14 protein-coding genes are annotated in these 18375 nt (G+C 62.8%); 4 read left to right on the plus strand and 10 right to left on the minus strand.

Annotation, left to right across the window (positions count from 1 at the left end; genetic code table 11):
• Positions 1-155 precede the first annotated feature (155 nt).
• From POS17_RS06570 to POS17_RS06590, 5 genes are all read right to left on the minus strand, one after another.
• Entirely contained in the window at positions 156-857 is a 702-nt protein-coding gene (locus tag POS17_RS06570) for an ABC transporter ATP-binding protein (RefSeq protein WP_060837860.1), read from the minus strand.
• Entirely contained in the window at positions 858-1625 is a 768-nt protein-coding gene (gene livG / locus POS17_RS06575) for a high-affinity branched-chain amino acid ABC transporter ATP-binding protein LivG (protein ID WP_060837861.1), read from the minus strand.
• Positions 1622-2878, minus strand: a complete 1257-nt coding sequence (locus POS17_RS06580; protein ID WP_047302207.1) for a high-affinity branched-chain amino acid ABC transporter permease LivM — start codon at positions 2876-2878, stop codon at positions 1622-1624. Before POS17_RS06580 ends, livG begins: the two co-directional genes overlap by 4 nt.
• A complete protein-coding gene (gene livH, locus POS17_RS06585; protein ID WP_025127777.1) occupies positions 2875-3798 on the minus strand; it encodes a high-affinity branched-chain amino acid ABC transporter permease LivH in 924 nt (307 codons plus the stop codon). The genes POS17_RS06580 and livH overlap by 4 nt, the downstream gene beginning before the upstream one ends.
• Positions 3799-4028: 230 nt before the next feature.
• The gene (locus POS17_RS06590; protein WP_060837862.1) at positions 4029-5156 is read right to left on the minus strand and encodes a branched-chain amino acid ABC transporter substrate-binding protein; all 1128 of its coding nucleotides are present in this window, start codon (positions 5154-5156) and stop codon (positions 4029-4031) included.
• Between the two features lie 340 nt (positions 5157-5496).
• Between POS17_RS06590 and POS17_RS06595 the strand changes: the two genes are divergently transcribed.
• A complete protein-coding gene (locus tag POS17_RS06595) occupies positions 5497-5802 on the plus strand; it encodes a DUF2288 domain-containing protein (RefSeq protein WP_060841883.1) in 306 nt (101 codons plus the stop codon).
• A gap of 253 nt (positions 5803-6055) precedes the next feature.
• Here POS17_RS06595 and POS17_RS06600 read toward each other — a convergent pair whose 3' ends face one another.
• Positions 6056-8236, minus strand: a complete 2181-nt coding sequence (locus POS17_RS06600; RefSeq protein WP_060837863.1) for a hypothetical protein — start codon at positions 8234-8236, stop codon at positions 6056-6058.
• A 197-nt stretch (positions 8237-8433) separates the two neighbouring features.
• On the opposite strand from POS17_RS06600, the gene POS17_RS06605 reads away from it, so the two are divergent.
• The gene (locus POS17_RS06605) at positions 8434-9330 is read left to right on the plus strand and encodes an NAD(P)-dependent oxidoreductase (protein ID WP_060837864.1); all 897 of its coding nucleotides are present in this window, start codon (positions 8434-8436) and stop codon (positions 9328-9330) included.
• Here the strand turns inward: POS17_RS06605 and POS17_RS06610 are convergent.
• Both POS17_RS06610 and POS17_RS06615 read right to left on the minus strand, forming a co-directional pair.
• Entirely contained in the window at positions 9221-11497 is a 2277-nt protein-coding gene (locus POS17_RS06610; protein WP_060837865.1) for a putative bifunctional diguanylate cyclase/phosphodiesterase, read from the minus strand. The two genes, POS17_RS06605 and POS17_RS06610, sit on opposite strands and share 110 nt — an antisense overlap.
• Before the next feature lie 142 nt (positions 11498-11639).
• A complete protein-coding gene (locus POS17_RS06615) occupies positions 11640-12008 on the minus strand; it encodes a YkgJ family cysteine cluster protein (RefSeq protein ID WP_047302217.1) in 369 nt (122 codons plus the stop codon).
• Positions 12009-12333: 325 nt separating this feature from the next.
• On the opposite strand from POS17_RS06615, the gene POS17_RS06625 reads away from it, so the two are divergent.
• The gene (locus tag POS17_RS06625) at positions 12334-13680 is read left to right on the plus strand and encodes a spinster family MFS transporter (protein WP_060837867.1); all 1347 of its coding nucleotides are present in this window, start codon (positions 12334-12336) and stop codon (positions 13678-13680) included.
• 89 nt (positions 13681-13769) lie between these two features.
• Here POS17_RS06625 and rapA read toward each other — a convergent pair whose 3' ends face one another.
• On the minus strand, positions 13770-16619 hold the full coding sequence (gene rapA, locus POS17_RS06630; RefSeq protein WP_060837868.1) for an RNA polymerase-associated protein RapA: 2850 nt from the start codon (positions 16617-16619) through the stop codon (positions 13770-13772).
• Positions 16620-16838: 219 nt separating this feature from the next.
• On the opposite strand from rapA, the gene POS17_RS06635 reads away from it, so the two are divergent.
• Positions 16839-17180, plus strand: a complete 342-nt coding sequence (locus POS17_RS06635) for a hypothetical protein (protein WP_060837869.1) — start codon at positions 16839-16841, stop codon at positions 17178-17180.
• Here POS17_RS06635 and POS17_RS06640 read toward each other — a convergent pair.
• On the minus strand, positions 17177-18373 hold the full coding sequence (locus POS17_RS06640; RefSeq protein ID WP_060841884.1) for an aminotransferase class V-fold PLP-dependent enzyme: 1197 nt from the start codon (positions 18371-18373) through the stop codon (positions 17177-17179). The two genes, POS17_RS06635 and POS17_RS06640, sit on opposite strands and share 4 nt — an antisense overlap.
• Positions 18374-18375: the final 2 nt, after the last annotated feature.

The raw sequence follows: 18375 nt of genomic DNA on the forward strand, positions 1-18375 counted from the left end.
GGTGTTTCTCCGGATCGGGGTGGGTTTAAGAAAGCGTGTTTGCTTGCTTATCCCTCTAGAGAAGGCACCTGGGGATTTGTTACAGCCTGGGACGGAGTTTTTTATTCCGGAACAAAAAAACGGCCCCGAAGGGCCGTTTTCATTGACGCGCGGGCTTAGCCGCCCAGATAGGCTTCGCGCACCTTCGGATCGGTCAGCAGTGCCTCGCCGGTGCCTTGCATCACCACCCGGCCGTTTTCCAGCACATAGGCGCGGTCGGCGATCTTCAGCGCCTGGTTGGCGTTCTGCTCCACCAGGAACACCGTCACGCCGTCGCGGCGCAGCTGTTCGATGATGTCGAAGATCTGCTGAATGATGATCGGCGCCAGGCCCAGGGACGGCTCGTCCAGCAGCAACAGCTTGGGTTTGCTCATCAGCGCCCGGCCGATGGCGAGCATCTGCTGTTCGCCGCCGGACATGGTGCCGCCGCGCTGGGTGAAGCGCTCCTTGAGCCGTGGGAACAGCCCCAGGACCTTGTCCATCTGCTCCTGGTAGTCGTCCTTGTCGGTGAAGAACCCGCCCATGGCGAGGTTCTCCTCCACGGTCAGGCGGGCGAATACCCGGCGGCCCTCGGGCACCACGGCAATGCTCTTGCGCATGATCTGCGCCGAACTTTGCCCCACCAGCTCTTCACCCAGGTAACGGATGCTGCCGCTGTGGGCCTGCGGCGAACCGCAGAGGGTCATCAGCAGGGTGGATTTGCCGGCACCGTTGGCGCCGATCAGGGTGACGATTTCGCCCTGGCGGATTTCGACGTTGACGCTGTGCAACGCCTGGATCTTGCCGTAGAAGGTGGAAACGTTTTCGAACTGCAGCATTTACGCTTCCCCCAGGTAGGCTTTGATCACTTCGGGATTGTCGCGGATCTGTTCCGGCGTACCGTCGGCCAGGGGCGTGCCCTGGTTGATCACCACGATATGGTCGGAAATGCTCATGACCAGCTTCATGTCGTGCTCGATCAGCAGCACGGTGACGTTGTGCTCCTCACGCAGCACGCTGATCAGCGCTTTCAGGTCCTCGGTTTCCTTGGGGTTGAGGCCGGCGGCCGGTTCGTCGAGCATGAGGATCCGCGGACGGGTCATCATGCAGCGAGCGATTTCCAGGCGCCGTTGCTGACCGTAGGCCAGGGTGCCGGCGGGACGGTTGGCGAACTCCCGCAGGTTGACCTTGTCCAGCCAGTAGCCGGCGTATTCCATGGCCTCGCGCTCGCTCTTGCGGAACGCCGGGGTCTTGAACAGACCGGCCAGGAAGTTGGTGTTCAGGTGACGGTGCTGGGCGATCAACAGGTTCTCGACCGCCGTCATGTCCTTGAACAGCCGCACGTTCTGGAAGGTCCGCACCACGCCCTTGCGGGCGATCTTGTGGCCCGGCAGGCCTTCGATCGGCTCGCCGTCCAGGAGAATGCTGCCGGCGCTGGGCTGGTAGAAGCCGGTCAGGCAGTTGAACACCGTGGTCTTGCCGGCGCCGTTCGGGCCGATCAGCGCCACCACTTGTTTTTCCTTGACGGTCAGGGCCACGCCATTGACCGCCAGCAGGCCGCCGAAACGCATCGACAGGCCGGTTACTTTGAGGATCTCGCGGCTCATTTGCGCAGCTCCATGTGAGGACGTTGCATGGGCAGCAGACCTTGAGGACGCCAGATCATCATCAGCACCATCATGGCGCCGAACATCAACATCCGGTATTCGCTGAATTCACGCATCAGTTCAGGCAAGAGGATCATCACGATCGCCGCCAGGATCACCCCCAGCTGCGAGCCCATGCCACCCAGCACGACGATGGCGAGAATGATCGCCGACTCGATGAAGGTGAAGGACTCCGGGGTCACCAGGCCTTGGCGCGCGGCGAAGAAGCTGCCGGCAAAACCGGCGAACGCGGCGCCCAGGGTAAAGGCCGAGAGCTTGATCACGGTGGGGTTCAGGCCCAGGGCGCGGCAGGCGATCTCGTCTTCACGCAAGGCTTCCCAGGCGCGGCCAATCGGCATGCGCAGCAGGCGGTTGATGACGAACAGCGCTCCCAGCGCCAGCAGCAGGGCCACCAGGTAGAGGAAGATCACCTTGTTGATCGAGTTGTATTCCAGGCCGAAGAACTCGTGGAAGGTCTGCAGGCCTTCCGCCGCCTTGCGTTCGAAGGTCAGGCCGAAGAACGTCGGCTTCTCGATGTTGCTGATGCCGTTCGGGCCGCCGGTGAGATCGGTCATGTTGCGCAGCAGCAGACGGATGATCTCGCCGAAGCCCAGGGTCACGATGGCCAGGTAGTCGCCCCGCAGGCGCAGCACCGGGAACCCCAGCAGGAAGCCGAAGGTGGCCGCCATCATCCCGGCGATCGGCAGGCAGATCCAGAAGCTCAGGCCGAAGTAGTGCGACAGCAGCGCGTAGCTGTAGGCGCCGACGGCGTAGAAGCCCACGTAGCCCAGGTCCAGCAGGCCGGCCAGACCGACGACGATGTTCAGGCCCAGGCCCAGCATCACGTAGATCAGGATCAGCGTGGCGATGTCCACCGCGCCGCGGGAGCCGAAGAACGGCCAGATCAGGGCGCCGAGGATCAACGCCAGGATGATCCAGCGCTGAGTGCCGGGCAGGGTCAGGAAGTTGCTGGCCTTGGCCGGGATCAGCGGCATGCTGGGAGAGGACTTCCAGGCGGCGCTGATCTGGCTGTGGAACAGCACCCGCAGGAACATCAGCACCGAGCACACCGCGATGGTGGCGAGAATGGCCGGGCTGGTGTCGTGGACTTCCAGGTTGATGCCGACGATGGTCAGTTTCAGGCCCAGCACCGGGTAGGCGACGGCCCAGACCAACAGGGCGCTGAACAGCGCCGATTTAAGATTCCTAGTCATACTTTCTCAACCTCCGGACGGCCCAGAATGCCGGTCGGACGAAACAACAGCACCAGAACCAACAGGCCGAACGCCACGACATCCTTGTACTGGTCGCCGAACACGTCGGCGCCAAAGGCTTCGGCCACCCCCAGCACCAGCCCGCCGAGCATCGCGCCCGGGATACTGCCGATGCCGCCCAAGACCGCTGCGGTGAAGGCCTTGAGGCCCACCAGGAAACCGGCGTTGGGGTTGATCACACCGTATTGCATGCTCAGCAGCACGGCGGCGATAGCGGCCAGTGCGGCGCCGATCACGAAGGTCAGGGCGATGATGTTGTTGGTATTGATCCCCAGGAGGTTGGCCATCTTGATGTCCTCGGCGCAGGCGCGGCAGGCGCGTCCCAGGCGAGAACGGGAGATGAACAGCGTCAGACCGAGCATGGCCACCAGGGTCACCACGAATACCACGATCTGCATGTAGGAAATCAGCACTTCATGTGCGCCGCCTGGCCCGATGGAGAAGTTGCCCGGGATCAGGTTGGGAATGGATTTATCCTTGGAGTCCTGCGCCAGCAGAACGGTGTTCTGCAGGAAGATCGACATGCCGATGGCCGAGATCAGCGGGATCAGGCGGTTACTGCCACGCAAGGGGCGGTAGGCGATCCGTTCGATGCTGTAGCCGTAGGCACTGGTGACGACGATGCTCGCGATGAAGGCTGCGGTCATCAACAGCGGGACACTGTCGAGTCCCATCATGGCCAGCCCGGCGATGGCGATGAACGCCACGTAGGAGCCGATCATGTACACCTCGCCGTGGGCGAAGTTGATCATTCCAATGATGCCGTAGACCATCGTGTAGCCGATGGCGATCAGGGCATACGTGCTGCCAACGGTCAGACCGTTAACCAGCTGTTGGAAAAAGTGATAGATGTCAGGCATTACAACGCTCCTAAAAACCTGATACGCATTTCACTGGTGGAGTCATTTTCCCGCCCAGGCCCCGTGGATCTGCACCCACTTCGGGCTGGGTTTTGCCAGCGAACCGCTGATGACGGTTTTGAGATTTTCAGGTGGGCGGGATTCCGGATCACGGAATACAGGCCCATACATTCTTAAAACAAAGCCCACGGCGAGCCGTGGGCTTTATTGGCAGTCAGTCAGGCCGCGCCTTACTGAAGAGAAACTTCGGTTTTAGGTTTGCCGAAGTGCCACTCGTAGACCACGAATTTGAAGTCTTTCAAGTCGCCCTTGGCATCGAAGCTCAGGTCGCCGGTGGGGGTCTTGAAGGTGCCGGCGTGGATGGCTTCAGCCACCTTGGCCGAGTCTTCGCTCTTGGCGTTGGTAATGGCGCCAGCGATCACTTCAACGGCGGAGTAGGAAGGGAATACGAAAGGACCGCTCGGGTCTTCTTTCTTGGCCTTGAACGCGTCAGCCAGGGCGACGTTGGCCGGGTCCTGGTCGAAGGATTTCGGCAGGGTTACCAGCAGGCCTTCGGAAGCGTCCTTGGCGATCTGCGAAATGGAGTCGTTACCCACGCCTTCCGGACCCATGAACTTGGCCTTCAGGCCCTTTTCCTGGGCTTGACGCAGGATCAGGCCCAGCTCTGGGTGGTAGCCGCCGTAGTAGACGAAGTCGACGTTGGCTTGCTTGAGCTTGGCGATCAGCGAAGAGAAGTCCTTGTCGCCGGCGTTGATGCCTTCGAACACGGCCACTTTGGTGCCTTTCTTCTCCAGGGTCTGCTTCACGGCGGTGGCGATGCCTTCACCGTACTGCTGCTTGTCGTGGAGCACGGCGACGATCTTGGGCTTCACGTGATCGGCGATGTAGTTGCCGGCGGCCGGGCCCTGGGCGCTGTCCAGGCCGATGGTGCGGAACACCATCTTGTAACCACGGGCGGTGATGTCCGGGCTGGTGGCGGCGGGGGTGATCATCACCACGCCTTCGTCTTCGTAGATGTCGGAAGCGGGTTGAGTGGAGCTGGAGCACAGGTGGCCGACCACGAACTTGACGCCATCGTTGACCACTTTGTTGGCCACCGCCACGGCTTGTTTAGGGTCGCAGGCGTCATCGTATTCAACGGCTTCGAGCTTCTTGCCGTTGACGCCGCCCTTGGCGTTGATCTGTTCGATGGCCATTTTGGCGCCACTGAACTGCATGTCGCCGTATTGGGCTACCGGGCCGGTCTTGGGGCCGGCGATACCGATCTTGATGGTGTCAGCTGCGAACGAATGGCTGGCAACACCGGCCAGGACCATAGCGGCAAACAGTTTGGAAATCTGCTTAGTAGCCTTATTCATAGTGCTCCACTCTTACTGTTGTAATTTTTATAGTTCCGGCGGCCTTGGGTCGCAGAACCGAATCAGATATATCGCGAATATCCGTCGGAAATGCCCCTGGCAACTGTACCGGTACAGTGTAGAGCGCCGGTTGTTCGCTTGAAAAGCTGGCGGCTGGGGGCAAAAACGCGGAGTGTCGCTTAATTGAAAGAAAAAGACAGATTTGCGGCGTGGCTTGCGCCCGGTTTGGCGTCAGTCCCTGGCGCTTCTGAGCTTCTCGATCGGTGACGCATTTGCTTCTGGGTTTTTCTGCCAGAGCACCGACGTTATGATTGCGCCGATTTCATTTCTGGACAGTCCCATGACTCAAGAACCTAGCACCCTCTATGCCAAGCTGCTTGGTGAGACCGCATCTATCAGCTGGAAGGAACTGGAGCCGTTCTTCGCCAAGGGTGCCCTATTGTGGGTCGACGCCGAGCTGGATCTGATCGAGGCGGCCCAGGCGGTGGCGCAGAACGAGGCGCAAAAAGTCGCGGCCTGGCTGGCCGAAGGGAAGGTTGAAAAGCTGTCTGCGACGCGGGCGTCCGATCTGTTGGAACGTGATCCGCAGCTGTGGGCGGTGGTGGTTTCACCGTGGATTCTGACCCAGGAAAGAGCAGCGCGCTGACGGCGTGCGCCGATTTGGTGCGACGTTTTGTCGGACAAAAGTGTGTAGCCGAGTAACCGTGAATTTCGTGATGGCACCTTGCCGTGGAGAAAGGCCCCACAAGGCTTTCAGCCAGGGTGACGTTCACGGAAGGGGCACAGTTTCAAGCCCATCCGACGAGCTGCTTAATTGTTTCGTGGTGTGAGCCAATGACCCATTCGCCGACAAGCCGGCTCCTGCAGGGCGCAGGAGCCGGCTTGTCGGTGCAGCCCGGTCAGTAGGCGGTCTTGCCCGTGTGGCTGTTGAGGGAGATGACCCGGGTCTTGCCGATGCGGTGACGGTAGATTTCCCGCAGGTACTTGATGGCCTTCTTCACGCAATCCCGAGACAGGCGGATGTCGTTGATCGAGACGAACTTGTCCTTGTCGTTGATCAGCTCGCGGTACTTCTTCTCGTACATCGGCTTGATCGCGTACCAGTTGGTATCGAGGATCTTCGCCGGGTTCTCGAATTCGTTGAGCAGATCGTCGATGCGGTCTTCGTCGAATTGCTCGCTGACGATGAAATCCAGCACCGAGTTGTCCAGGGTGTCGTCGAAGCGGTACGGATTGCGCGCGAAGCAACGCTTGATAAAGGCCACGATCAGGGTCAGGAAGTCGTCCGACAGGCACGGGCTCTTGGCGATCAGGGTGGTCAGCGACAGGTTGGCCGAAGCGCCGATCACCAGCGCATAACGCTTGAGGGTGGTGTTGGGGAACAGGCTGTTGAGGTGGGTCTTGAGCCGGTTCAGGTCCATGTAGGACAGCTTGTAGTCCTTGGGCAGGGAGACGATCGACACCACCGACGAGCAGTTCTTGAAGAAGTGCAGGTCGTGCAGCGCCGCCGCGTCATAACCCGACGCCTTGTACTGCTCCAGGGCCGCGCGATAGCGCTTGGACTCGATCGGCAGCAGGCTGATGCCTTCGATGGCCTGGGTCACCTTGTTGAAGTGCGGCAGGTCGATGGAGCGGAAGAACAGGTCGTCGATGTTCAGGCGCTGCGGCTCTTTCTCGAACACCTTGAACTTGTCGCCGGTGGGCACCGGCTGCTCCGGCACCACGGATTCGGCATAGGCGATCGCCACCGGGCCGGCCAGGCTCATGAACAGGTCGTTGGCGTCCAGGCGGATGGTCTCGCCGATGTCGATGCCGGCGCGCCGGAAGTAGTTCTGGTCGTAGTCGGTGGTCACCGCCTGGGCGGTGAGGATGTTGAAGATCTGCTGGGAGATGTACTGGTTGGCGTGCTTCTCCATGGCGTTGACGTCGATGTTCTGGATGTTGCCGTCATCGCTTTCTTCGGCGTAACGCATGATGTCGTTGGAGATCAGCATCATCGCGTTCCACGGGCGGATCCGCCCCATCACACTGGCTTCGCTGCTGTCTTCGTTGTCGAAGTTGTAGGAGAAGTCCCACTCTTCCGAAAGGTATTTGCACAGCAGGCGGCCGGCGTTGATATGCAGCGCCTCGGACATTTCGCTGCGATGGTCCGAGATGTTCGGCAGCACGCAGATGCCACTGGTGAAGATCGGCTCGAAGACGAAGGAGTGGCCGCTCTTGCTGTCGTGCTCGTCCATCGGCTTGGTGTCGAAGGTCTTGTTCATGTACGAGTACTGCTGGGCCAGGCCGAACTCCGAAGCCATGCCCGAACCGGTACCGCCGCCGGCACTGAAGATCGAGAAGTACAGGCGCGACTGGTTGGCCTTGATCCCGCAGGAATCGATCAGGTACGAGTGGATCATTTTCCAGTCGGGGCTGGAGAAACGCTGGGTGTCCTTGTTGAGGATGATCTTGGCCAGGTACTGGCCGAGGATCGGCGCGTTACCGGCGCCGCCGGCGTGGACTTCCGAGAGGTCCATGATCTTCATCTTGCTGTAGTCGCGGATGAAGCCGCTCTTTTCGCCCTTGCGCGAGAAGCGGATGCGCCCGGCGATGTCCTTGTCCAGGTCGCCGAGCATCACCAGCGGTTCCACCAGGAACACCGGCTTGCTGGCCTTGCTCTGGCCCAGGCGCAGGTTCTGGCGAATCCACTGCGCGGGGCTGTAGCCGCCTTCGTAGACCTTGTCTTCGTTATTGAATTCGTTGAGGTAGAACTTGCGGGCGTTGTACACCAGCTCCGCCACATCCAGGGCGATGTTGGAGCCGCAGCGGCCCAGGCCGATCAGGCACACCGAGGGGAATTCCTGGTCGCGGCGGTTTTCCTGCTCGTCTTCCAGGTGCGGTGGACGCGGAAACACGGAATCGCGCAGGCCGTCGAGGTTGTCGAGGATGCGGTCGGTGTTGGTTTCGGTGAAGTACAGGTACTGCTGGGTCGACAGGGGGCGTGAACTGGACAATGGCTTCGTATCTGAGTGGCTTGATGTGGGGGAGGTCAGCGTCATCTCGGAGACTGCGTTGGCAGGATTGTTTTTAGAAGTCATTGTGCGCCATATGCCTGGTCTGGTTGGCTCGAGACGAGGTGTCAGCGAACCATCACGGAATGGGACCTCGTCGCTGCGTGGAGCGCGAATTTTGCCCAAGGCGTCAGGGTATTTACTGAGCGTCGCTCGGGGGAATCCTTTCCTGAATCATGATGAATCGGCCAGTATTCGATGATCTTTAATCAAATGGGGGCAATATGATGTCAGCGTTACCTTCACTCGGGTTTGCCGGGATCGGCCTGATGGGGCTGCCCATGTGCCGCCGGCTGCTGGCTGCGGGCTATGAGCTGACGGTGTGGAACCGCAATCCGCAGAAATGCGCGCCCCTGGTGGCCGCCGGGGCGCGACAAGTGGCCACACCGGCGCAGCTGTGCGAACACGCCGATCTGGTACTGCTGTGCCTGGCCAATACCGACGTGGTGCGCGAAGTGGTGTTTGGCGTTGATGGTGTTGCCCAGGGCGCCCGGGCCGGGCAACTGCTTCTGGACCTGTCCAGCCTGGAGCCCAGTGCCACCCGGGACATGGCCGCGGCGCTGGCTCGCGACACCGGCATGACCTGGGTCGACGCCCCGGTTTCCGGCGGCACCACGGGCGCCGAGTCCGGCAGCCTGGCGATCATGGTCGGCGGCGAGGCGGCGGACATCGAACGGGTGCGCCCGGTGCTGCTGACCCTGGGGCAGCGGGTCACCCATATGGGCGCGGTGGGCGCCGGTCAGGTGACCAAGGCCTGCAACCAGATGATCGTCGCCTGCAACGCCCTGGTGATTGCCGAAGTGGTGGCCCTGGCGGAACGTTCGGGGGTGGACGCCAAGCTGATCGCCGAGGCCCTGGCCGGCGGCTTTGCCGATTCGAAACCCTTGCAGATTCTCGCTCCGCAAATGGCCGAGAGCCGCTTCGAACCGGTGAAGTGGCATGTGCGGACCCTGCTCAAGGACCTGGACGGCGCGGTGAAATTGTCCCGGGAGCAGGGCTCGGCGACCCCGATCAGCGGATTAGCTGCACAGTTGATGCGCCTGCATGGAGCGCAGGGCTACCTGGAGCAGGATCCGGCGACCCTGATCCGCCTGTACCGGGATCCGACAGGGCTGGATTGAGCCGTTCCTGGCGCTGGTCCAGTTCATCCAGCACCCGGTGCAGATCCTGCAGCGGCACCGGGCGGCTGAGCAGGTAGCCCTGCAGGTAGTCGCAGCCGTAGCGTTCCAGGAAGCGCTGTTGCTCCAGGGTTTCCACCCCCTCGGTGACCACCTGCAGGTGCAGGGTGTGGGCCATGACGATGATCGCCTGCACGATCTCCATGTCCTGGGTTGAATGGGGGATGTCCTGAATGAACGAGCGATCGATCTTCAGGGTGTTGAGCGGCAGGCGCTTGAGGTAGGCCAGGGACGAATAGCCCGTGCCGAAGTCGTCGATCGACAGTGACACCCCCAGCCTGCGGATCTGCTGGAGCAGCGCCAGGGTGCTGGCGATGTTGCCCATCAGGGCGTTCTCCGTGACCTCCAGCTCCAGGCGCTGCGGCGCCACCCGGGCATCGCGCAGGGCGCTTTCGATCTCCGTGGCCAGGGCCTCGCGCGTCAGGTTCAGGGCCGAGCAGTTGACCGCGATCTTCAGCTCGCCGCGCCCCTGTTGCGAGAGCTGGCCCAGGTCCTGGCAGGCCTTGCGCAGTACCCAGTTGTCCAGTTCGGCGATCATGCCGTTGGCTTCGGCGATGTTGATGAAACGATCCGGGGTCAGCAGCCCGTGTTGCGGGTGTTGCCAGCGGATCAGGGCTTCGAGCTTGGTGACCCTGGCGCGCTTGAGGTCGTAGATCGGCTGGTAGTGCAGCAGCAGCCCTTGATCGTCGCGCAGGGCGTTGCGCAGTTCCTCTTCCAGCTGCAGCTCCAGGGTGGCCCGGGTCTTGAGGCTGGTGTTGAAGAAGTGCAGGGTATTGCGCCCGGAGTCCTTGGATTGATACAGCGCCAGGTCGGCGTTTTTCAGCAGCTCCTCGCAGGTCTTGCCGTCATCGGGGAAGACGCTGATGCCGATACTGGTGGTCATCACCATGCGCCGGCCGCCGAGTTCGATCGGCTCCTTCATCTTGTGCATGATGCGCTGGGCCATGTGCCGCGCCTCATCGCGCTCGTGGAGAGTGATGAGAATGCAGAACTCGTCGCCGCCGAGGCGGGCCACCACGTCTTCATGGCTGCGGGTGGAGCTCTTGATATGCCCGGCGATGACCTTGAGCAACTCGTCGCCGGCGTCGTGGCCCAGGCTGTCGTTGATGCGCTTGAAATGGTCGATGTCGAGGAACATCACCGCCAGCATGCCGCCGTAGCGGGTCTTCTCCATGAGCTTTTCCGCAAACAGCTGGTTGAAGCCGCGGCGGTTGATCAGGTTGGTCAGGGCGTCGTAGTGGGCCACCTGCTGCAGTGACATCCGGGCCTGGTCCAGTTGCGAGAGCAAGGCGTTGACCCGGTGCAGGTCGCGTTCCTTGTGCTGCAGTTTCTTGTCCGCCAGGGCTGCGCTGAGGCCGCTGCCGATGATCAGCAGGATGATAACGCTGAGGGTCAGGCCCAGTTGCAGGTGCTCGTTGGGAATGGCCGGGACGACCGCGCTGCCGGCGGGCAAGACCAGGGTCATGGACCACATGCCGGTGAAGTGCATCAGCACGATGCCGCCGCCCAGCAACAGGCTGCTGGCGTACTTGAGCAGTTGATGGAACATCCCGCTGCCATCGCGCAGGTGCCGGGACAGCAGCAGCGCCGCCAGGCTGCAAGCGATCGCCAGCAGCAGCGACAGACCCATGAGCAGCGGCTGGTAATACAGGCCGGCGCTGGAGCGCATGGCCGAGACGCCGACGTAGTGCATGCCGCTGATGCCCAGGCCGATCCATATCGCGGCAATGACGCAGCGCCACAACGGCAATTGCTTGTGGCTCAAGGTGTTCATCGCCAGCCAGGCGGCAATCAGGGCGATGAGCAGGGACAGCAGGGTCGGTGGCAGGGCGTAGTGGATCTTCAGCGGTGCTTCGAACGCCAGCATGGCGATGAAGTGCATGGTCCAGATACCCCCGGCCAGGCAGCAGGCGCCGACACAGCGCCACAGGCGTTGGCTGGACGGTTGCTCGACGTGACTGATGCGCTCGGCCATGTCCAGGGTCGCGAAGCTGGCGGCACAGGCTACCAGGTAGGCCAGCAGCACCAGGACCGGGTTGTGAGTGCCGTGCAGGACTACCTGCCCACTGTCAGGAAGCTCGCTGATGAAATGCAGACCCAGCCAGTCCATAGCATGCCCATCTCTGAGTCATAGGATGTCGGCGGAGCCGCGCGCCAACGAGTGCTTGGAGTATAGAAGGCACCCGGTGGCTGCAATGGGAGGTGGCATTTTGGTGCCAATGATTTGCTTATGGGCGCTATCGCCAATGGTGCTAAGCGCTTTTCTCGAACCAGGGTTCGTGGTCGATGGGGTCCAGTGGCGCGAGGCCGAAGGCCGCGCGGGCGGCGTCGCAATCGCTGTTGTGCTGGCCGTCGGCCCAGGACGCTTCGAACTCCCGGCACGGGCTGGAGCGTTGTTCATAAATCGAGCAGCTCACGCGCTGGCCGACCTCGCCTTCAAGGGCGATGCAGCGTGGCGACTTGCAGTCGGTACCGAGCATGGCCACCCGCGTGGGATTGATGCTCTGCACCAGATCGTCGGGGACCGTACCACCGGATGAGGCGCATTCGCCCCAGAAAAAAGACACACGAAAGTATGAACAGCAGGCACCGCAATTCAGACACGGACTGGCTTCGGACATGGGCGTATTCAAAGGGAAAGGGAAGGGTCAAGGGGGCAGGCAGGCGGCTATTCTAGGCTTCCCATTGGCCATGGGAAGGGGGGGCGCGAGGTATTTTTTCAACCTCGGCCAAGCCCTTGAAAAGACTGGGAAACGCCCGGGTAGCGGGGGCTGTGGCGGATTGGCTGATGCCGGGGGCGGCGCCTTGAGGCCGGGCCCGGACGCCGGGCTGCGATGGGTCGATATCAGGCTGGCGAATAATCACAGACAGCGGCACCGGGCCTGACTAGATTGCAGCTTCCAGGCTCGTTTGCGTCTGGCCGAATAACAATAAAGAGATCGACCCATGGATAACTCGACTCAAGCGGCAAATGCCTGGCGCATTCTGTTCCTGTTGTTTTTGGCAAACCTGTTCAACTTCTTCGATCGCACCATCCCCGCCATCATCATCGAGCCGATCCGCATGGAATGGCACTTGAGCGATTTTCAGCTGGGGATCATCGGCACCGCCTTCACCATCGTCTACGCCATCGCCGGCCTGCCCCTGGGGCGCCTGGCCGATACCGGCTCGCGCAGCAAGCTGATGGGCTGGGGGTTGGCGGTGTGGAGCGGGCTGACCGCAGTGAACGGCATGGTCGGCAGTTTCTGGAGCTTCTTGCTGGTGCGCATGGGGGTCGGCATCGGCGAAGCCAGCTATGCGCCGGCGGCCAACTCGCTGATTGGCGACCTGTTTCCGGCCCATCGTCGGGCCCGGGCCATGGGCATCTTCATGCTTGGCCTGCCCCTGGGGCTGGTGCTGGCATTCTTCACCATCGGCGCCATGGTCAAGGCCTTCGACAGCTGGCGGGCGCCGTTCTTCATTGCCGCGGTGCCGGGGCTGGTGCTGGCGGTGTTCATGTTCTTCATCAAGGAGCCCAAGCGCGGCGCTGCTGAAACGGTGAAGGTGGCGCAAGTGCCTATCGACCGACCGATCCGCCGGGTGCTGGCGATACCGACCTTTCTCTGGCTGACCCTGGCCGGGCTGACCTTCAACTTCGCCACCTACGCCTGCAACTCGTTCCTGGTGCCGATGCTCCAGCGTTACTTCCTCATGCCCTTGCAGGAGGCGGCGATGGCCACCGGGTTGATCGTCGGTGTCACCGGGTTGGTGGGGCTGACCCTGGGCGGCTGGTTCGCCGACAAGATCCATCAGCGGATCGCCAACGGTCGCCTGCTGTTCGCCGCCTGCAGCCTGATCATTTCGACCCTGGCCACCGGCTGGGCGCTGCATGCCGGGCGAGTCGAGATCGGGGTGTTTGTCGCGGTCTTCAGTGTCGGCTGGCTGTTTGCCTACAACTTCTACACCTGCGTCTACACCGCCCTGCAGGATGTGGTCGAGCCGCGCTTGCGGGCCACCGCCATGGCCCTGTTCTTCGCCGGCCTGTACTTGCTCGGTGGTGGCCTGGGGCCGGTGGTGGTCGGTGCGCTGTCGGACCATTTCGCCCACTCGGCGATGTACGCCGCCGGCGCGCAGCTGATGACCGAGGAGTTCAAGGCCATCGGCCTGCACGACGCCATGTACCTGATTCCGGTGGCGCTGTTCCTGACCCTGCTGTTTCTGTTTCAGGCCGCCCGCTGCTTTGTCGGTGACTCCCAGCGCATGAAGGACGGCTTGGCGCTGGCCGCGCCTGGGGCGCCGGCGCTGGCGGTCTGAGCTTGGGTGCCGTCCCATCCGCAGGAGCGGGCAGGCAAAAAAAGGCCCGCATGATGCGGGCCTTTTGTTCAGAGGATGGAACCAGGCAATCAGCCCGCCACCAGCACCCGGATCGCTTCCAGGCGCAGGGCGGCTTTATCCAGCATCGCCAGGCCCTGTTCCCGTTGCTTGCGCAGGGCGACCAGCTCGCTGTCACGCACCGTCGGGTTGACCGCTTGCAAGGCGGTCAGGCGCGCCAGTTCTTCATCGGTATCGGCTGCCAGGCGACGTTTCGCTTCAGCCACACGCTCGGCGTGGCGTGGCGCGACCTTGGCCTCACCGGCGTTGATCTTCGGCGCCAGCTGGTCGCGCTGGGCCTGGATGAACTTGTTGGCGCTAGCCTTGGGCACGCTTTCCAACTGGTCGTTGAGGGTTTCGAAAGCCACCCGTGGCGACAGGTCGTTGCCGTTGGCATCCAGCAGGCAGCGCAGGGCGGCCGGCGGCAGGTAGCGACCCAGTTGCAACGAGCGTGGAGCGACCACTTCACTGACGTACAGCAGCTCAAGCAGCACGGTGCCGGGTTTGAGCGCCTTGTTCTTGATCAGCGCCACGGCGGTGTTGCCCATGGAGCCGGACAGCACCAGGTCCATGCCGCCTTGCACCATCGGGTGTTCCCAGGTGATGAATTGCATGTCCTCGCGGGACAGCGCCTGGTTGCGGTCGTAAGTGATGGTCACGCCTTCGTCGTCGCCCAGGGGGAAGCTGGCGTCGAGCATCTTCTCGCTGGGCTTGAGGATCAGGGCGTTTTCCGAGTGGTCTTCGCTGTCGATACCGAAGGCGTCGAACAGGGTTTCCATGTAGATCGGCAGGGCGAACTGGTCGTCCTGTTCAAGAATCGCCTCCACCAGCGCTTCGCCTTCGCCGGCACCGCCGGAGTTGAGCTCCAGCAGGCGGTCGCGGCCGGTGTGCAGCTCGGCTTCCAGGCGTTCGCGTTCGCTGCGGGCTTCGTCGATCAGCGCTTGCCACTCGCCATCGTCGGCGTTTTCCAGCAGCGGTAGCAGGCGTGGGCCGAACTGATGCTGCAGGGCGTTGCCGGTCGGGCAGGTGTTGAGGAAGGCGTTCAGGGCTTCGTGGTACCACTGGAACAGCCGCTCTTGCGGGCTGGTTTCCAGGTACGGCACGTGCAGTTCGATCACGTGTTTCTGGCCGATCCGGTCCAGGCGGCCGATCCGCTGCTCCAGCAGGTCCGGGTGCGACGGCAGATCGAACAGCACCAGGTGGTGGGCGAACTGGAAGTTGCGGCCTTCACTGCCGATTTCCGAGCAGATCAGCACTTGGGCGCCGAACTCTTCGTCGGCGAAGTAGGCCGCCGCGCGGTCGCGCTCGAGGATGTTCATGCCTTCATGGAACACCGTGGCCGGGATGCCGGAACGCACGCGCAGGGCGTCTTCCAGGTCCATGGCGGTTTCAGCGTGGGCGCAGATCACCAGGACCTTGGTGCGCTTGAGCATCTTCAGCTGGTCGATCAGCCACTCGACCCGCGGGTCGAATTTCCACCAGCGCTGTTCTTCGTCGCCGGCCTCGGGCTGCGCCTGGAAGCTGACTTCCGGGTACAGCTCGGCGTGTTCGCCCAGGGGCAGTTCCAGGTATTCGTCCGGGCATGGCAGCGGGTAGGCATGCAGCTTGCGCTCCGGGAACCCCTGCACCGCGGCGCGGGTGTTGCGGAACAGCACGCGGCCGGTGCCGTGGCGGTCCAGCAGTTCGCGCACCAGGCGTGCACTGGCTTCGCTGTCGCCGTCGTTGACCGCGGCCAGCAGGGCTTCGCCTTCGTTGCCGAGGAAGCCGTGGATGGTCTGGTGCGCTTCGGCGGACAGGCGGCCCTTGTCCAGCAGCTCTTGCACGGCTTCGGCCACCGGGCGGTAGTTCTCGCTCTCGGCACGGAAGGCCGCAAGGTCGTGGAAACGGTTCGGGTCTAGCAGGCGCAAACGGGCAAAGTGGCTGTCCTGGCCCAGTTGCTCCGGGGTCGCGGTCAGTAGCAGCACGCCGGGGATGGTTTCGGCCAGTTGTTCAACCAGGGCGTATTCCGGGCTGATCTGGTCTTCGTGCCACACCAGGTGGTGGGCTTCGTCCACCACCATCAGGTCCCAACCGGCGGCGAACAGCGCGTCCTGGGCCTTCTCGTCGTCCACCAGCCACTCCAGGGCCACCAGGGCCAGTTGGGTGTCCTCGAACGGGTTGCTGGCGTCGCTTTCGATAAAGCGCTCTTCATCGAACAGCGCCACTTGCAGGTTGAAACGGCGGCGCATTTCCACCAGCCACTGGTGCTGGAGGTTTTCCGGAACCAGGATCAGCACCCGGCTGGCACGGCCCGAGAGCAGCTGGCGATGGATCACCAGGCCGGCTTCGATGGTCTTGCCCAGGCCCACTTCGTCTGCCAGCAGGACCCGCGGCGCGATGCGGTCGGCCACTTCACGGGCGATGTGCAACTGGTGAGCGATGGGTTGGGCACGCACGCCACCCAGGCCCCAGAGCGAGGATTGCAGCTGGCGGCTGGTGTGTTCCAGGGTGTGGTAGCGCAGGGAGAACCAGGCCAGCGGGTCGATCTGCCCGGCGAACAGACGGTCGCTGGCCAGACGGAACTGGATGAAGTTCGACAGTTGGGTTTCCGGCAGGGTGACGGCTTCGTTCTGCCCGTTGAGACCGTGGTAGACCAGCAGGCCATCGACGTCGTCGACTTCCTGAACGGTCATTTTCCAGCCTTCGAAATGGGTGATGCTGTCACCCGGAGAGAACCTCACGCGAGTGAGGGGCGCATTCCGTAGCGCATACTGGCGGGTGTCGCCAGTGGCCGGATAGAGCACGGTCAGCAAGCGACCGTCCTGTGCCAGAACGGTGCCTAAACCCAGCTCGGCTTCGCTGTCACTAATCCAGCGTTGCCCCGGTTGATACTGCTGCGCCATGCTGCCTGACTCCCGCTTTGAAAAAGCCGACTATCTTAACGGAACGATGCTTCCAGTCCAAAGAACTCTGATAAAAACCCCTGGATTAAAAGGTAGCGTACGGCGTGCATTCGTCGGTTGGCAGGGCACTATCGGCTGACGACTGGGTCACAGTTTTGCGACCGATGGCTCAAGTCGCCCATGCCGCAGCCGACAGCCTGCTGACAGGAGACCCATAACATGCTGCCACCGATGCTCCCCTTGAGTGCCGTGCCCATCACATCCCAGCAGGATCCGGTCCGCCAGCGTCCGGACATCCCGCCGGTGGTGCCGGTGCAGCAAAGCTCCAATGAAAGCACCATCGATCTGCAAAAGCGCGATCCCGAGCAGTCGGCCCTGCTGCTGCGCGAAGAGCAGCAGCGCCAGCAGGAAAAACAGCGGCGCAAGCGTGAGGCCGATGATGATCCCGAGCAGCACCTGGCCGTGCCCGGCGACGAGTTGAATGCCGACAACACCGTGCCGGTGGTGCCGCTGATTGACGACGCCCCGCGCCAGGGCCTGTGGGTGGATGTCGAAGTCTAGGGCCGATGGGCGCGCGCCAGTTCCGCGAGGGCCTGCAACAGGCGCTCGATTTCCTCTTCTGTATTGAAATAACTCACCGCGATCCGGGCAATGTCCCCGAGGCCCCGGGCCTGCATGTCCAGCGGTGTGTAGTGCATGCCATTGGCGCCAATGTTGATGTCGCGGCGCGCCAGTTCTTCCTTCAGCGTCTGCCCGTCCCAGCCTTCGAGGGTGAAGGCGATCAAGGCCGATTGCTGCCCCGGTTGGCCCAGGTCCCGGAGTTGCACGCCGGGCAAACGCTCCAGCCCCCGGCGTACGCGTTCGCTCAGCATGCGGATCCGCTGGGCGATGGCATCGATGCCGATGCGCTCCAGCTCCTGCAGGGCATTGGCCAGACCGGCCAGCAGCACCAGCGACACTTCACTGGTTTCAAAGCGTCGGGCATCGTTGCGCAGGGCGAAGCCCTGGCCGTCCCAGGGGGCCGACAAGACGTCCCGTGGCAGCGGGCTGAGCTGTTCGAGGAAGCCTGGCCGTACATAGAGCAGGGCCGTGCCCCGAGGGCCGCGCAGGTATTTGCGTCCGGCGGCCTTGAGCACATCGCAGCCCAGCGCCTGCACGTCACACCGCAACTGGCCCACAGCCTGGGCGGCGTCGATGAAATAGGGGATGCGCCACTGGCGCGCCAGCTGGCCGATGGCAGCTGCCGGGTTGATCAGCCCGCCGTTGGCCGGCAGCCAGGTCAGGGCGATCAGCCGCACCCGGGTGTCGAGCATGGATTGCAGCGCCTCGACTGAAACCGCGCCCTGGCTGTCGCAGGGAATCACCTCCAACCGCGCGCCGGCCGCCACGGCCGGGGCCATGCAGGCCAGGTTGCCGGCCCATTCCTGGCGCCCCACGAGGATCCGGTCTCCCGGTTGCCAGGCGGGCAGGGCGTGGAAAGCCATGCTCCAGGCCGCCGAGCCACTGCTGGCAAAGGCGATCGCTTGCGGGCTGGTATTGAGCACACGGGCCGCGGCTTGTCGCGCTTGTTCCTGCCACTGCGCGCCATGGCGGGCGGCTTCCATCGGCCCGTTGTGCGCTTCGCGTTGCAGTTGCTCCAGCATGGCGTCCAGGGTGCCCTGGCTGGGCAATGAAGCCCCGGCATGATTGAAATGGCAGACCCGGGCACACCCCGGCGTGGCGGCCCGCAACCGGGAGATCTGCTCCAGGTCCAGGG

The organism is Pseudomonas sp. Os17 (genome assembly GCF_001547895.1).
Lineage (GTDB): Bacteria > Pseudomonadota > Gammaproteobacteria > Pseudomonadales > Pseudomonadaceae > Aquipseudomonas.